This is a genomic window from Desulfovibrio desulfuricans, from assembly GCF_004801255.1.
GTDB classification, from domain to species: Bacteria; Desulfobacterota; Desulfovibrionia; order Desulfovibrionales; family Desulfovibrionaceae; genus Desulfovibrio; species Desulfovibrio desulfuricans_C.
Map to the genome: position 1 here is coordinate 2,488,900 of NZ_CP036295.1, position 14,848 is coordinate 2,503,747.

At 59.4% G+C, this 14,848-nt stretch carries 9 protein-coding genes; 5 read left to right on the top strand and 4 right to left on the bottom strand.

Features of this window, described 5'->3' with window-relative positions:
• Positions 1-78 precede the first annotated feature (78 nt).
• The 4 genes from DDIC_RS10395 to DDIC_RS10410 all read right to left on the bottom strand — a co-directional run bounded on the left by DDIC_RS10395 (position 79) and on the right by DDIC_RS10410 (position 5,433).
• Complete coding sequence (locus tag DDIC_RS10395; protein WP_136400375.1) at positions 79-2,172, bottom strand: methyl-accepting chemotaxis protein; 2,094 nt, start codon at positions 2,170-2,172, stop codon at positions 79-81.
• A 338-nt stretch (positions 2,173-2,510) separates the two neighbouring features.
• Positions 2,511-3,152, bottom strand: a complete 642-nt coding sequence (locus DDIC_RS10400) for a DNA-3-methyladenine glycosylase family protein (RefSeq protein ID WP_136400376.1) — start codon at positions 3,150-3,152, stop codon at positions 2,511-2,513.
• Positions 3,153-3,297: 145 nt separating this feature from the next.
• Positions 3,298-4,683, bottom strand: a complete 1,386-nt coding sequence (locus DDIC_RS10405; protein WP_136400377.1) for a PFL family protein — start codon at positions 4,681-4,683, stop codon at positions 3,298-3,300.
• A gap of 189 nt (positions 4,684-4,872) precedes the next feature.
• The gene (locus DDIC_RS10410; RefSeq protein ID WP_136400378.1) at positions 4,873-5,433 is read right to left on the bottom strand and encodes a glycine cleavage system protein R; all 561 of its coding nucleotides are present in this window, start codon (positions 5,431-5,433) and stop codon (positions 4,873-4,875) included.
• A 388-nt stretch (positions 5,434-5,821) separates the two neighbouring features.
• Between DDIC_RS10410 and lysS the strand changes: the two genes are divergently transcribed.
• The 5 genes from lysS to bamA all read left to right on the top strand — a co-directional run bounded on the left by lysS (position 5,822) and on the right by bamA (position 14,741).
• Positions 5,822-7,327, top strand: coding sequence for a lysine--tRNA ligase (lysS, locus tag DDIC_RS10415; RefSeq protein WP_136401101.1), 1,506 nt, complete (start codon positions 5,822-5,824; stop codon positions 7,325-7,327).
• A 278-nt stretch (positions 7,328-7,605) separates the two neighbouring features.
• The gene (locus tag DDIC_RS10420) at positions 7,606-9,699 is read left to right on the top strand and encodes a methyl-accepting chemotaxis protein (protein ID WP_136400379.1); all 2,094 of its coding nucleotides are present in this window, start codon (positions 7,606-7,608) and stop codon (positions 9,697-9,699) included.
• Positions 9,700-10,079: 380 nt separating this feature from the next.
• Positions 10,080-11,306, top strand: a complete 1,227-nt coding sequence (locus DDIC_RS10425) for a lipoprotein-releasing ABC transporter permease subunit (protein ID WP_168732588.1) — start codon at positions 10,080-10,082, stop codon at positions 11,304-11,306.
• 2 nt (positions 11,307-11,308) lie between these two features.
• Positions 11,309-11,995: an ABC transporter ATP-binding protein gene (locus DDIC_RS10430; protein ID WP_136400381.1), complete on the top strand. Its 687-nt coding sequence runs from the start codon at positions 11,309-11,311 to the stop codon at positions 11,993-11,995.
• Complete coding sequence (gene bamA, locus DDIC_RS10435; protein ID WP_136400382.1) at positions 11,976-14,741, top strand: outer membrane protein assembly factor BamA; 2,766 nt, start codon at positions 11,976-11,978, stop codon at positions 14,739-14,741. The genes DDIC_RS10430 and bamA overlap by 20 nt, the downstream gene beginning before the upstream one ends.
• Positions 14,742-14,848 lie beyond the last annotated feature (107 nt).

Sequence of the window (14,848 nt, forward strand, 5' to 3'; positions counted from 1 at the left end):
CAGTTGAACCAATCAACGCAAACATCCCCGGAATGCAATCATTCCGGGGATGTTTGCGTTGATTGGTTGCGTGGCGGGCTAGCCCCGCTTCATCTCGCCTATCAGCTTGCCCATGCGCTCCGCCTGGCGGGCCAGTTCATTCACCGCCCGCGAGGCTTCGCCCATGGCCTGCGCCGTCTGGCCGGACATCTCGTTGACGCGTTCAATCGACCGAGTGATCTCGTCGCTGGTGGCGGACTGCTGCTCGCTGGCTGCGGCGATGGCGCTGACCTGATCAGCCGAGGCCTCGACCTTGGTGACAATTTCCTGCAGGGCCTCGCCGGACTGCTTTGCCAGATCGGCGGCGGTTTCCACCTCGGTCAGCGCCTTGTCCATGGCCTGCACGCTCTGCCCGGCGCTGCCCTGGATGGCGGCAATGGCGTTGCCGACATCGTTGGTGGAGGCCATGGTTTTTTCGGCCAGTTTGCGCACCTCGTCGGCAACCACCGCAAATCCGCGACCGGCTTCGCCCGCGCGGGCTGCCTCGATGGCGGCGTTGAGGGCCAGCAGGTTGGTCTGGTCGGCAATGTCCGAGATGACGTTCATGATATGGGTAATGGCCTGGGCGTGCTCGTTCAGCGTTGTCATATCGCCCTTGAGCGCCAGCGAGACCTTGTGTACCTGCCCGATGCTCTGCAGGGCGCTTTCAACGATATTGGCGCCGTGCTCCGCATTTGCACGGGTTTCGGCAGACATGCTCGAGGCGTCCGAGGCGTTGCGGGCCACTTCCTGCACGGTGGCGTTCATTTCATTCATGGCTGTGGCGGCCTCAGCCAGACGCTGCGACGACTCTGCTGCGCCCTTGTCCGACTGCTCTACCTGCGCGGCGAGTTCGGTTGATGCGGCAGAGATGATGCTGACCACTTCCTCCAGTTGTTCCGCCGCCGCAAGCATGCCTTCACGCTTGGCGTTCTCGGCCTGACGGGCGGCTTCTTCGGCTCTGGCGGTGGCTTTTTCCGCTTCTTCGGTGGCTTGCTGGGCAGCCCTGGTTTTATGCTCGCTTTCACCTAGCAGATGCCTGATGCTCTCAACCATCCGCCGCATGCCTGCGGCCAGCGTGCTGAACTCATCGCCGCGCTTTTCAGCTGCGTCAAACAGGGCGCGTTCTTTATCGTTGGTTTGCAGGCGTCCACCGGCAACGGCCTCGGCCACGCTGGAAATACCGCCCAGCATGCGCACAATGCCGCGCGCCGAAAAAAAGATCACGACACCGACAATCAGCGCACAGGCCAGGGTGATCAGGCTGGCGTTGGTCAGCAGATCACTGATGGGCTTGAAGATTTCGCCGCGGTCAAACTCTACGCACAAAATCCAGCCTTCATGCGGCAACGCTTTATAATACAGGCCCTTGCTCTCGCCCTTGCTGTTGTCAAAACGGGTGCGGCCTTCTTTTTGCGCAAGCAGCTGCACCACCTGCGGCAGCTTGCTGTCGTTGCGGCCAAGCACATTGCTGTCAGGGTGCAGCACCACCTGCCCCTGCAGATCATAGGCGTACACCAGCCCCTTTTGCCCGACCTTGATCTTGTCGGTGGTTGCCTTGGCCAGGGCATGGTTGTCAATGCCCGCTGCCAGTACAGCTACCGTTTTGCCGTTCACCTTTAACGGCATGGCAAGCACGGTGGCGATTTCACCGCTGCCAGCGCTGACTACGCCTACTACACAGGGCTGACCGTTTTTGCTCTTTTTGAAATACTCGCGGTCAGAAAAGTCGCTGCCCACAAACTTGCTGGGGCCTTGCTGATTGTCGACACGGTGGCTGATGACCTTGCCGTCAAGGGCAACGATAGCCGCAAAGTACACCATGTCGTTGCTGGTTACGAAAGACTCAAGCGCATGGTCCGCCCTGGTAAACAGCGAACCCTCAAGAGCTTCTGCTTTGCCCTCGGCGTACGCCTCAACCTGATCCTTGATGCGCTGGTTTTCGGTCATGGTCTGCAGGCCCTGCTCAACCCCGCTAAACACAGCATCAAGACCAATGGTCTGACACTCAAGCAGCGCGGTCATGTCGGTGGCAATCTGCTCCCGCAGCATTTCTTCTGACATTTTGTAGCAAACCCCAGCCACAAGCATCAGACCCACAATGGCCGGCGTCAGGATGGACAGGCCCATCCTCGCGAGCAATCCAATTTTCATCACTACCCCTTTTGCGCGGCGTCAACACGCTGGTCATCAGATAAGACAGAGCCCCTTGTGAAATTATCAACAACATCGGTAAACTACGATCATTCCTTTGCTTTGCCTTGCTTATCGGCAAATAATTGCTTTTCAATATATCAATTATGCCTATTTTCACAAGACATTTATCCAAAGATACTAGGAATATTTTGCGATAGACTTCGTACTGATACCAGGAGGCGGTCGCCGCTGCATCAGAAAAAATTCTTATATTCGATAATTTGGGCCGGGCCGGGTGAGCCTCAACGGGCAGGCAGAGAACAAAAAGGCTGCGCAGCACGCCGGTATAGGGCGAGTTAACGGGGTGCGGCGGGGTCGGCAAGCTCTGGCAGTGCCCCGCCAGCCACGGCCCACAGATACAGACTCGCCACAGAGCCATAAGGGCTGAAGCGGCGACGGTAGACCTCAAACCGCTGACGGTCGACCACCTTGTGCCTGTAGACCATGCGCAGCCCCCTGTGGATGGCCAGATCGCCAAAACTGAGCACATCGGGCCGCTGGAGCGAAAACAACATGAGCATTTCCGCCGTCCATACGCCCACTCCCTCCAGCGCGCACAGGGCGGCGCTCAGCTGCGCCTGATCCATCAGGCGCAGGGCCTCCACATCCAGCTCGCCCTGCAGAACCTTGCGGGCAGCGCCCTTCATGTACCCTACCTTGCGGAACGACAGCCCCAGCCGTTGCAGACTGTCTGCGGCGGCGTTGTCCACAGTTTCGGGCGTGACCCGCCCAAGGGCCTGCTCCAATCGCGCCCATACGGTCTGCTGGGCCTTGGTGGCGATCTGCTGCCCCACAATGGCGTGCATCAGCGCGTCAAAAAGGTCAGGACGAACCTCGCGCCGCACGGGTCCAAGCTGCTCTATGACAGCGGCCAGCCGCTTGTCCCGGCGCGAGAGGTATTCGGTCTCCTGTTGTCCGTAGACAAAATACTGGGGCATGGCGCTTCCTTGTGCTGAGGGTGGTTGCGGTACGCTACCCCATCGCCGCGCATAAAAAAAGCCGCTGTCGCGGCAAGATACATGCGGAACAAAAAAAAGCGGCGCGAAACCGGTCGGTTCCGCGCCGCTACAACGTGCAGCCAGCCTAGTTTTTCAGGCTGTGGATGGGGGCGGGGATGCGCCCGCCAAAGCCGATAAAGTCGGTGGCGTCGCCCTTGGGTACAGGGATGATGGCCGCCTTGCCCAGCAGGCCGCCAAACGACACCTCTTCGCCCACGCCCTTGCCGGGCACGGGGATAAGACGCACGGCCGTGGTCTTGGTATTGATGACGCCAATGGCCATTTCGTCGGCGATAATGCCCGAGATGGTCGATGCGGGAGTGTCGCCGGGGATGGCGATCATGTCCAGACCCACCGAGCACACGCTGGTCATGGCCTCAAGCTTTTCAAGGCTGAGCAGGCCGGAGGTGGCGGCAGCCTCGATGCTCGAGTCTTCCGAAACGGGGATAAACGCGCCCGAAAGACCGCCCACCGAGGAAGATGCAAACGCTCCGCCCTTTTTCACCGCGTCGTTCAGCATGGCCAGAACGGCGGTGGTGCCGGGCGCGCCGATGCTGGAGAGGCCCATGCTCTGAAAAATTTCGCCCACAGAGTCGCCCACTGCGGGGGTGGGAGCCAGCGAGAGGTCGGCCACGCCAAAGGGCAGGCCCAGACGGGTGGCCACTTCCGTGCCGATCATCTCGCCCACGCGGGTAACCTTGTAGGCGGTGCGCTTGATGACCTCGGCCATGTCCAGCAGGGTAAGGCGGCCGCCCTTGCCGTTGTGCCCCGCCTCGCGGGCGCGGTCGAGGGCCTTTTTGACAACGCCGGGGCCGGAGACGCCCACGTTGATGACCACATCGGGTTCGCCCACGCCAAGGTAGGCGCCAGCCATAAAGGGCACGTCCTGAGGAATGTTGGCAAACACCACAAGCTTGGCGCAGCCGATGCCGCCGCGCTCGGCGGTGGCGTTGGCAACCTTGAGGATCTGCTGGCCCATGAGGGCCACGGCATCCATGTTGATGCCGCTGCGCGACGAGGCCACGTTGATGGAGGAGCAGATGCGGTCGGTCTCGGCAAGCGCCTGGGGCAGGGCTTCAATCAGGGAGCGGTCGCCGCTGGCAAAACCTTTTTCCACCAGGGCGGAAAAACCACCCAGAAAATCGACGCCCGCCTCCTTGGCGGCTTCGTCAAGGGCCTTGCACACGCGCACCATGCCGTCGGGCCCAAAGGGCGCGCCCACCACGGCAATGGGGCTCACGCTGATGCGCTTGTTCACCACCGGGATGCCGTACTTGTCGCCCACTTCGTTGCAGACTTGCACGAGCTGGGAGGCATAGCGGTTCAGCTTGGCCTTAACGTTGGCGGTAAAAAGCTCAAGGTCATGACTGACGCAGTCAAACAGGCTTACGCCCAGGGTGACGGTGCGCACATCAAGGTGCTCGTTGCGGAGCATGTTCAACGTGCTGATAACTTCGCGTTCTGAAAGCATGGAGGTCTTCCTGTATTTTCGGGTGCGGCCGCCCTGAGGCGGCCCGCCCGGCAGGCGGATTTTATTCCCCGGCGCTCATGAGCGCGGGGCAGGAAAGCGCATCTGGACAAAACAGGCGGTCAAGCGCCCTGGGGGCAACGCTGCCGCGCCTGTGGCGCGCTGGCGTGGACGCCCTGCGCGGCCGATCTGTTAAAAAGAGTTCACTCGATGCACGGCCTCAAAAATATCCCGGTGCTGGACGCTCACGCGCAGGTCGCGCTTTTGCCCCTCGCAGTCAAGCTCGCGGCGCAGCCGGCCCATGTCGACGCTGTTGGGCACCATGACCTCAAACACAAAAAGCGCATGGTTGGAGCCGCCCTCGCCCAGTATGGCCTTGAGGCTTTCGATGTTCACGCCGTGGCGGGCAAACACGCGGCTCATGGCGGCGATGAGGCCGGGTTTGTCCGGGCCGTCGGCGGTGACCACAAAAGGTTCGCAGTGGAGGTCTGTTCCCCACTGCCCCTTGATTGCCGGGCGCACCAGCACGGAAAGGTCGACCTTGGCGGCCTCAAGGCCGCCGTTCAGTTTGGCGCGCAGGCTTTCGGCGTCTTTCTCCGGGGCTGCAACCACAAAAATGGCCGCAAACTCGCCGGAAAGGATCGTCTGGGTCACTTCCTCGATGTTGCAGCCGCTTTCTTCAAGAATTCGGCTCACAGAGGCCACCACGCCGGGGCAGTCGCGCCCCAGAAAGGAGGCTGTAAATTTTTGCATGACACTGTCCTTGGAAAAGCCGCCAGCATGGGCCAGCGGCGGTTGTATCGTGTAAAAGTGTTTTATACACGCAAACAGGGTAAAACTTCAAGGGGGCGCAACGGCCCATTCTGCGCGGGTTTTTCGGCGAAGACGTGCAAAAAAGCAGCTTCTCCGGCCCTGGGGCCACGGCCTGATATCAAGGACGCGCGCAAGGCGCATGCGCACAAGGGCCGATGTTTGCCGCATGCGGGGCAATCTTGACGCCTATGCGCTAATGGCATACCGTAGCGCTCCTTTCAGGTATGGGCCATTCAGGAGTCGTCACGTGGATAATCGGGAAAAGAAAAGCAGCAAGCCAGCAGTCAAGTTGGGTACCAAGTCGCAGCATGCGGGCTATTTTATGCCCATGCTGGAAAGTTTCGCCGTACGCGAAGGCCTCAACGAAGTTGTCAAAAACCGCGTTGTCAAATCGTGCGACCTTTTGGACGCGGGGGTTCCGCTTTTTCCCAACGACTTCCGCAAAGAGCACGACGTCGCCTGGGTGCTGGAAAAGTTTGGCGCGCTTGAGGGCGAAGATCTGGACAGACAGGAAGACGTCTTTGCCATTGCGGGCCGTATTGTTTCCTTACGGTCATTCGGCAAGGTGGCCTTCTTCCATATCATGGACCAGAGTGGCCGCATCCAGTGCTACGCCTCGCGCGAGCATATGGACGAAGCAAACTACATGGTGGTCAAAAAGCTTGATGTCGGCGATATTGTTGGCGTTTCTGGCCACCTGTTCCGCACCAAGACGGGCGAGCTGACCATCGCCTGCCGCAAGGTCAAGCTGATCACGCGCTCCATGCGCCCTCTGCCCGAAAAATATCACGGCCTCACCGATATGGAGACGCGCTACCGTCAGCGCTACGTCGACCTTATCGTTACGCCCCGCGCCCGCGAAATTTTCTTTAAACGCAGTCTTATTGTGCGCGAATTTCGCCGCTTTATGGAAGACCACGGCTTCATGGAAGTAGAAACCCCCATGATGCAGCCCCTGGCGGGCGGCGCTGCGGCCAAGCCGTTTAAAACGCACCACAACGCCCTCGACCTGCCCCTGTTTTTGCGCATTGCGCCAGAGCTGTACCTCAAGCGCCTGCTGGTTGGCGGGTTTGAAAAAGTTTTTGAGCTCAACCGCAACTTTCGCAACGAAGGCATCGACACGCGTCATAATCCGGAATTCACCATGTGCGAGTTCTACTGGGCGTACGCCACGTTTGAGCACCTCATGGACTTTACGGAACAGCTCTTTGCCCACCTGGCCATGGCCGTCTGCGGCACGACCGTAGTGCCCTATCAGGGCGAGATGATCGACCTTACGCCCGGCAAGTGGACCCGCCTCAGCTTTTACGATTCGCTTACCCAGGTCGGCGGGCATTCGCCGGAATTTTATAACGACTACGGCAGGGTCAAGGCCTACATCCGCTCGCGCGGCGAAAAGGCCGCCGACAGCGAAAGCCTGCAAAAACTGCACGCCAAGCTTTTTGACCTGGATGTGGAAGGCAAGCTTATCCAGCCCCACTTTATCTACCATTATCCCACGGAAATCTCGCCGCTCTCGCGTCGTAACGACGCGCACCCGGAACTGACCGACCGGTTTGAGCTGTTCATCACCGGGCGCGAACTTTCCAACGCCTTTTCCGAACTCAACGACCCTGTGGATCAGCGGCTGCGATTTGAAGACCAGGTGCGCGAGCGCGAGGCTGGCGACGACGAGGCCCACAGCATGGACCAGGACTACCTGCGCGCCCTCGAGTACGGCATGCCCCCGGCGGCCGGGCAGGGCGTGGGCATAGACCGGCTTGTGATGCTGCTTACAGACAGCGCATCCATCCGCGAGGTCATACTCTTCCCCCTGTTGCGCCCCGAGGTGTAACAACGCTCCGGCAGCACGCCGGCCATCTGCTGAAAAAACAAGCATATCAGGAAACGTCGCCTCAGGGCGGCGTTTCTTTTTTGTAATTATCTATTTTTATGTAAACAAATTTGCAAATAGCTTAGCACCTCCCGGACAAAAAAACAATTTTATATCAACAGTATATAGTATTGCCACTATCTGTCGATAATAATACAAGATTATTATCTGCATTTATTCTGGGCTCACGCGCCCAATTGGGCCGCATATGGCGTCACAGGTCTGGAAAGGAGGTTTACATGAAGATGCGACTGCTGAGCAAAATGCTTCTGTACATTCTTACCCCGGCGATTGCTGGTCTGCTGCTGCTGGCTGGTGTAAGCTACCAGATGTCCGAGGACATTTTGCGCGATCAGATCCGCAACGACGCCCGCTCCCTGTTGCGTTGCCAGACCATCGGCCTCCACGCCATGCTGCAGGTCATGGAGGAAGCCCTCTCCATGGTTGCCGCCGACAACCGGGTCAAACTGTACCTTGACTCCGTCAACGACAAAATGCCCGAGGTCATGACGCGCACCATGTATGCCGATGCGGACGCGGCCCTCGATAGCTTTGTGTCGCTCAATTCCAATTTTGCCTTTTGCGGCGTTGCCGGTCTTGACGGCAAGGCCATAGCCCACCATGTCGCGGGCGAAAAGCATCCCAGTAAATCCGTAGGCGTGAGCTTTACCGACCGTGATTATTTTCAGCGCGGCATGCAAGGCAAAAAAACCATTGTGGGCGTGATCAGTAAAACCACGGGCAAAATTACCACGGTAATGGGCCTGCCCATTCTGCGCGACGGCAAACCGGCCGGCATTGTCTGGGCGGGCATCGACAACGAAAACATGGCCAGCAAAACCACCAGCCAGATTGATTTTGGCTCCAGAGGCAGCATCTACGCCTACGACTCCCATGGCAAAGTCATGCTGCACCGCGCCCCCAAGGCCTACGGGCGCGACGACAGCAGCAAGCCATACATGGCCGAGATTCTTAAAAATCCAGAGGGCCGCGTCAGGTTTGTCGCCGCAGACGGGCGAGAAAAAACCATCTATTATCAGGCCATGCCCGCTGAAGGCTGGGTTTTGTGCCTGGAATTTGACCGGGAAGAAATATTCAATCCCATCAATGTGATGCTGAGCAACAGCATGCTGCTGACCCTGGTCAGCACGCTAGCGGTGGGGCTGATCATCTTTTTTGCGGCGCGGGCCATCGCCCGTATGCTCAAAGGCATTTCGGGCATGGCCGAAGCCGTGGCCCAGGGCCGCCTTGAGGCCAGCGCCAGCGAAAAAGCCCTGCTGCTCCGGGCTGCCAAACGCCGCGACGAATTCAGCACCCTGGCCCTGGGCATGGAAAACATGATTGATAACATCAAGCGCCTGCTGCAGGAGAGCGCGCAAAAAGCCCGTGACGCCCAACAGGCTACCGAACAGGCCAAGCTCGCCACCGCCAGGGCCGAAGAGGCCGCCCAAAAGGCTGAAAACGCCAAGCGTGAAGGCATGCTGGCGGCGGCTGGCCAGCTGGAAGAAGTCGTGGAGATTATTTCCGCCGCCTCAAACCAGCTCACGGGGCGTATAGAGCAGTCGGACCATATCGCGGCCCAGTCGGCCCAGCGCCTCAGCGAGGCCGCAACAGCCATGAATGAAATGAACGCCACCGTGCAGGAGGTGGCCCGCAACGCCTCCTCCGCCTCGGCGGTGTCTGCAGAAACGCGCACCAATGCCGAGAGCGGAGCCAATATTGTAGAAAACGCCCTCAAGAGCATCGGGCAGGTGCAAAAGGTCTCGCTGGCGCTCAAGGACGACATGACCAAGCTCAACCAGCATGCGCAGGCCATCACCCAGATCATGAACGTCATCTCGGACATCGCCGACCAGACCAACCTGCTGGCCCTTAACGCGGCCATTGAAGCGGCGCGGGCGGGCGAGGCCGGGCGAGGCTTTGCCGTGGTTGCCGACGAGGTACGCAAACTGGCCGAAAAAACCATGGCCTCCACCAATGATGTGGGCAACGCCATCGGGGCCATCCAGCAGAGCGCTTCGCAGAGCGTGGCCGCCATGGACAAGGCACTGGAAGAGGTCAACACCGCCACAGACTTTGCCAGCCAGTCGGGCGCGGCCCTGCGGGGTATTGTGCGCAACGTCGAGGCCACCGCTGATCAGGTGAGCGCCATAGCCACGGCCAGCGAAGAGCAGTCCGCAGCCAGCGAAGAAATCAACCAGTCCATCGTCGAGGTAAACGACATGTCCGGTCAGACGGCGCAGGCCATGGGCGAAGCCTCAAAGGCCGTCGCCGACCTTGCCCAGCAGGCGCGCAGGCTGAGCGAGCTCATCGAGGCCATGAAGCGCAGCTGACCGTACAAAAGCACCTGACATTCGCCTCTCCCCACGCTTGGCTTGGGCAAGGGGTTGCCCACCCCCGGCAGGTTCGCCGAACCGCCGGGGGTTCGCATTGCCATGGCGGGGTTTGCGCGTGGGCCTTGCCCAATGCCTTCCGCCCGGGTTTGCGCTGACCGGGATATCTGGCAGTTTCAGGCTTGCAGCAGTGCTCATGGCAGCCGGGTGAAGCCGCAGACGCAAGGCCGCAGGCCACGCATCGCAGGCACCTCAGGCCGCCAGCATGAGGCTGGCTCTCCTGCGGACTCACGGCGCGGGCGACACCCGCCCGCAGGCAATTGCCGCGCGCTCTAAAATAACTCTTGAATATCCGGGCAAGGTGGGACAATATGCCGCAAATGTCATTTGAACTATTTGTCGCACTGCGCTACCTCTTCTCGAGGCGAAAGCAGACATTCATTTATATCATATCGATCATGTCCATTCTGGGCGTGGCTATTGGCGTTGGTGCGCTGGTAGTGGTGCTGGGCGTGTACAACGGCCTGACCACTGACATGCGCGACAAGATTCTGGGGGCCAATGCCCATGCCATCGTCATGTCCTACATACCCTCGGCCTTCGAGAACCGCAGCGACCTTCTGGACCGCGTGCGCTCTGTGAAGGGCGTTACCGGCGCTACGCCTTTTATTTACACCGAGGTCATGCTTTCCGCCGGCGGCGGCGTCAAGGGCGTGGTGCTGCGCGGCATTGACCCGCAAACCGCGCCTGCAGTGCTCTCCATGCTGCGGCAAATGCGCGTGGGTTCAGCCGCCGACCTTGAACGCGAAGGCGCACCAGGGCTGATTGTTGGCGAGGAGCTGGCCAAACGCCTGGGCCTGGGCCTGGGCAGCCGCGTCAACCTGCTTTCGCCCTCCGGGCAAAAGACCACCTCGGGCTACGCCCCGCGCGTACGCCCCTTTGAGGTTGTGGGCATCTTCAAGACCGGCATGTTTGAATACGATTCGTCGCTGGGCTTTGTTACCCTTGCCGCTGCGCGCGACGTGCTGGGCCTGCCCGACAACTACCTCTCGGGCGTAGAGCTGACGGTGGCGGACGTCTACAAGGCCGACCAGACCGCAGCTGCGGTTTCCACCGAGCTGGGTTCGCCGTTTTACGTGCGCTCGTGGATGGAAATGAACGCCAACCTATTTGCCGCGCTCAAGCTGGAAAAAATCGGCATGTTCATCCTGCTGGCAATGGTTGTGCTGATCGGCTCGTTTTCCATCGTCACCACGCTGGTTATGCTGGTTATGGAAAAAACCCGCGACATTGCCATCATAATGTCCATGGGCGCCACCAGCGGCATGATACGACGCATATTCATGTTTCAGGGCACCATCATCGGCGTTATCGGCACGCTGCTGGGCTATGCGCTGGGCCTTTCGCTCGGCTGGCTGCTCAAACGCTACCAGTTCATAAAACTGCCCGAAAACGTCTATACCCTTGACCACCTGCCCATAATCATCAGCCTGTCTGACGTGCTTATCATCGGGGCCAGCGCCATGCTGCTGTGCTTTCTGGCCACCCTTTACCCGGCCCGGCAGGCATCGCGCCTGCAACCGGCGGAAGCCCTGCGCTACGAATAGCCATGCCAGCACTCTATACTTTTTCAAATGTGGTCAAAAAATTTGCTACAGCCAATGAAGATATCGAAATTATCAAGGATATCAGCATGGTTGTGGAAGAAGGCGAGATGCTGGCCATCGTGGGACAGTCCGGTTCCGGCAAGAGCACCCTCTTGCATCTTATGGGTGCTCTTGATACTCCAAGTTCGGGCGAGATATGTTTTGAGGGACGCGACATGGCGCTTATGAGCGCAGACCAGAAGGCTGCTTTTCGCAACAAGACTCTGGGTTTCGTTTTTCAATTTCATCATCTGCTGCCGGAATTTTCTGCCCTTGAAAATGTGGCCATGCCGGCTATAATCGGTGGTGCGAGCCAACGTTCAGTGATGACCCGTGCGCGTGAAATGCTTGACCGCGTGGGCCTTTCGGCGCGTATGGACAGCAAAATTGCTACCCTCTCAGGCGGCGAACGCCAGCGGGTAGCCATTGCTCGCGCGGTTTTTATGCGACCGCGTGTTCTGCTGGCTGATGAACCTACTGGCAATCTGGATGAAGTTACCGGGGCTCAAGTGGGCGAACTCATGAACGAACTCAATCGTGAATTGGGCATGACCCTCGTAGTTGTGACGCACAACCGGGAGCTGGCCGCAGGCATGGGCAGAACCCTGGAACTGAAAGCGGGGACCTTGTATGAGAAGACTTTTGAATAACGTGCTGTGCAAAGCTCTGTGCCTTGCCGTGCTGGCCTGCGCCACCCTGGCGCTTTCGGGTGGAGCCATGGCGGCGGAAGGCCCCCTTGTGCTTGTTTTGCCCTTTCAGGTGAACGCTGGGCCGGAATTGCCCAACGCTTCACAAGACCTGCCGCAGATGATCGCCGATCAGCTGGCGCAAAACGGCATGCGTGCAGTCCCCATGGCGACCGCACGGCAGTTGCAGCGCAGCAGCGGCGAATCCATCGATCTCGCCACGGCCCGCGAGCTTGGCCGCAAGGCTGGCGCCCGCATGGTCATTTACGGCAAGTTTAACCAGATGGGCCAGGGCTTCTCCATGGACACGCGCATTGTGCCTGTCTATAACGGCGATGCCGTGCCTGCCGGTTTTGAACGCAACACGCTCACTGCACTGAACGAATGCACGGCAGCGCTGGCCAAACGCGCCGCCGAGGTTGCCAACCCCGCGACGGCGGCGGAGGCTGTACCGCAAAAGTCAGACGCCCCCGCCTCGCTGGTTCCCATGGGCGCTCCCGCATCCGCGCACGGCGGCATCGCCGACGTGCAGGTACGCGGCATGAAGGTGCTTGACCCCGACACCGTGCTCATGCGCCTTACCATCCGCAAGGGCGACAACCCCGACGCCACCGCCATCAACGAAGAAGTAAAACGTATCTGGGATATGGGGTACTTCAGCGACGTGCAGGCCAACCTTGAAGGCAACGTGCTTGTCTTTACCGTGGTTGAAAAACCCCGCATCGACAACATCATTGTTGAAGGTTCGGACAAGGTCAGCAAGGACGACGTGCTGGCGGCCATGGGCACCAAGAGCGGCAGCGTGCTGAACGAGCAGGTGCTCTCCGACGACCTGCAGAAGGTCAGCGAGCTGTACCACAAGGAAGGCTTTTACCTCGCCAAGGTGACCTACCGCCTCGAAGACCGTCAGGGCGGTCGCGGCGCAGTGCTGGTGCTCAGCGTCAAGGAAGGCAACAAGCTTTATATCAAGGACGTGAAGATCGAGGGTCTTACCAAGCTCGATCGCGGCGACCTTGACAAATACATGGCCCTCAAGCCGCGCGGCATCTTCTCGTGGCTCACGGGCACGGGCGTGCTCAAGGACGAATACCTTGAGCGCGACACCAACGCCATTGCCGCCTTCGGCCTCAATGAAGGCTACGTGGACATTCAGGTGGCCGCGCCTACGGTCGATTATCGCGACGACGGCATCTACATTACCTTTAACGTGCACGAAGGCCCGCGCTACAATGTGCGCGACGTGGTCTTTGCCGGCGACGTTATCGATAGCGAAGACAAAATGCTTGAAGTCGTGCAGATGGACGACTGGAAAAAGTCTGACAAGCACTTTTCGCTTACGGTCATGCAGGAAGACTCCAAGCGCCTCACCGACTACTACGCCGACTACGGCTACGCCTTTGCCGAAGTGGATACCAAGGTCGTCAAGGCCGATGACGGCAGCGATCAGGTCGATGTGGGTTATGTCATCACCAAAAAGCAGAAGGTATTCATCCGCCGCCTGTCGGTGGAGGGAAACACCAAGACCCGCGACAACGTCATCCTGCGTGAAATGCGCCTGGGCGACGGCGACATGTACGAAGGCGCCAAACTGCGCCGTTCCAACGAGCGTTTGAACCGCCTGCGCTTCTTCTCCGCAGCGGATATGGAACTGATCCCCACCGACAAGGAAGACGAGGTCGACCTCAAGGTCAAGGTCAAGGAGGCCAACACCGGCGCCATCATGGGCGGCATTGGCTACTCGACCTACTACGACGTGGGCGTCACCGCCTCCATCATGGAGCGCAACCTCTTTGGCCGCGGCTACTGGCTGCAGCTGCAGGGCTTCTTCTCCTGGCGTCGTACATCCGGCGTGCTGTCATTCACCAACCCGCGCCTGTATGATACCGACCTTTCCGTCGGCAACGATCTGTACTACACCCACGATTACTGGGACAACTTCACCAAGGATACCGTGGGCGACAGCATCCGCCTCTCGTATCCCATTGGTGAATACACCAGCGTTGGCGGCGGTTATCGCCTTGAACGCTACACCCTGTACGACGTGGACGACAACGCTTCGCCCTATATCAGCGATTACAAGGGCGTCAACTGGACAAGCGCCATTTCTGGCCGCATCCTGCGCGACACCACCGACTCCAAGGAGCGCCCCACCAAGGGCACCATCGCCCGTCTGTGGGCTGAATACGGCGGCGGCGGCCTTGGCGGTACCGACAACTTTATCAAGACCGTGGCCGACTGGCAGGGTTTCTGGTCGCTCAATCCGCAAAACACCGTCCACCTTCGCGGACGCCTGGGCGGCGTGTACCAGAATACCGGATCCAACGTGCCAGTGTTTGAACGCTTCTGGGTGGGCGGCATGGATACCATCCGCGGTTACTCCTTCTCCGACCTCTCGCCCCGCGACTACAAGTACAACGGCGACCAGATCGGCGGCGACCGCATGGGCGTTGCCAACCTTGAATACATCTGGACCTTCCAGAAAGACCTTGGCCTCGCACTGGTGCCCTTCTTTGATGCCGGTTACAACATCGACAGCAAGACCATGGGCAACGAGCTCAACAAGTACATTGTCTGCTCCACCGGTCTGGAACTGCGCTGGCGTTCGCCCATGGGCGACCTGCGCATCGCCTACGGCATTCCGCTGGTTCAGGACTATGACAAGGAACGTGAGAATGGCCGTATAGAATTCAGCATGGGCCAGTTCTTCTAGGCCTCGGGCACTTGCCGCCCTTGCGGCATATATTCGGCGCGCCGGAAGCACAGTAGTAAGTGCCTCCGGCGCGCTGCCTTTTTTGTAGGGTACGTTCTGGCTATTAA

What these genes read in the sequence shown, in the direction of transcription:
- DDIC_RS10430 (WP_136400381.1), top strand. Translation starts at nt 11,309, where the DNA reads ATGCCAGCACTCTATACTTTTTCAAATGTGGTCAAAAAATTTGCTACA.
- DDIC_RS10405 (WP_136400377.1), bottom strand. Translation starts at nt 4,683, where the DNA reads ATGCTTTCAGAACGCGAAGTTATCAGCACGTTGAACATGCTCCGCAAC.
- lysS (WP_136401101.1), top strand. Translation starts at nt 5,822, where the DNA reads ATGCTGGAAAGTTTCGCCGTACGCGAAGGCCTCAACGAAGTTGTCAAA.
- DDIC_RS10395 (WP_136400375.1), bottom strand. Translation starts at nt 2,172, where the DNA reads ATGAAAATTGGATTGCTCGCGAGGATGGGCCTGTCCATCCTGACGCCG.
- bamA (WP_136400382.1), top strand. Translation starts at nt 11,976, where the DNA reads ATGAGAAGACTTTTGAATAACGTGCTGTGCAAAGCTCTGTGCCTTGCC.
- DDIC_RS10400 (WP_136400376.1), bottom strand. Translation starts at nt 3,152, where the DNA reads ATGCCCCAGTATTTTGTCTACGGACAACAGGAGACCGAATACCTCTCG.
- DDIC_RS10410 (WP_136400378.1), bottom strand. Translation starts at nt 5,433, where the DNA reads ATGCAAAAATTTACAGCCTCCTTTCTGGGGCGCGACTGCCCCGGCGTG.
- DDIC_RS10425 (WP_168732588.1), top strand. Translation starts at nt 10,080, where the DNA reads ATGTCATTTGAACTATTTGTCGCACTGCGCTACCTCTTCTCGAGGCGA.
- DDIC_RS10420 (WP_136400379.1), top strand. Translation starts at nt 7,606, where the DNA reads ATGAAGATGCGACTGCTGAGCAAAATGCTTCTGTACATTCTTACCCCG.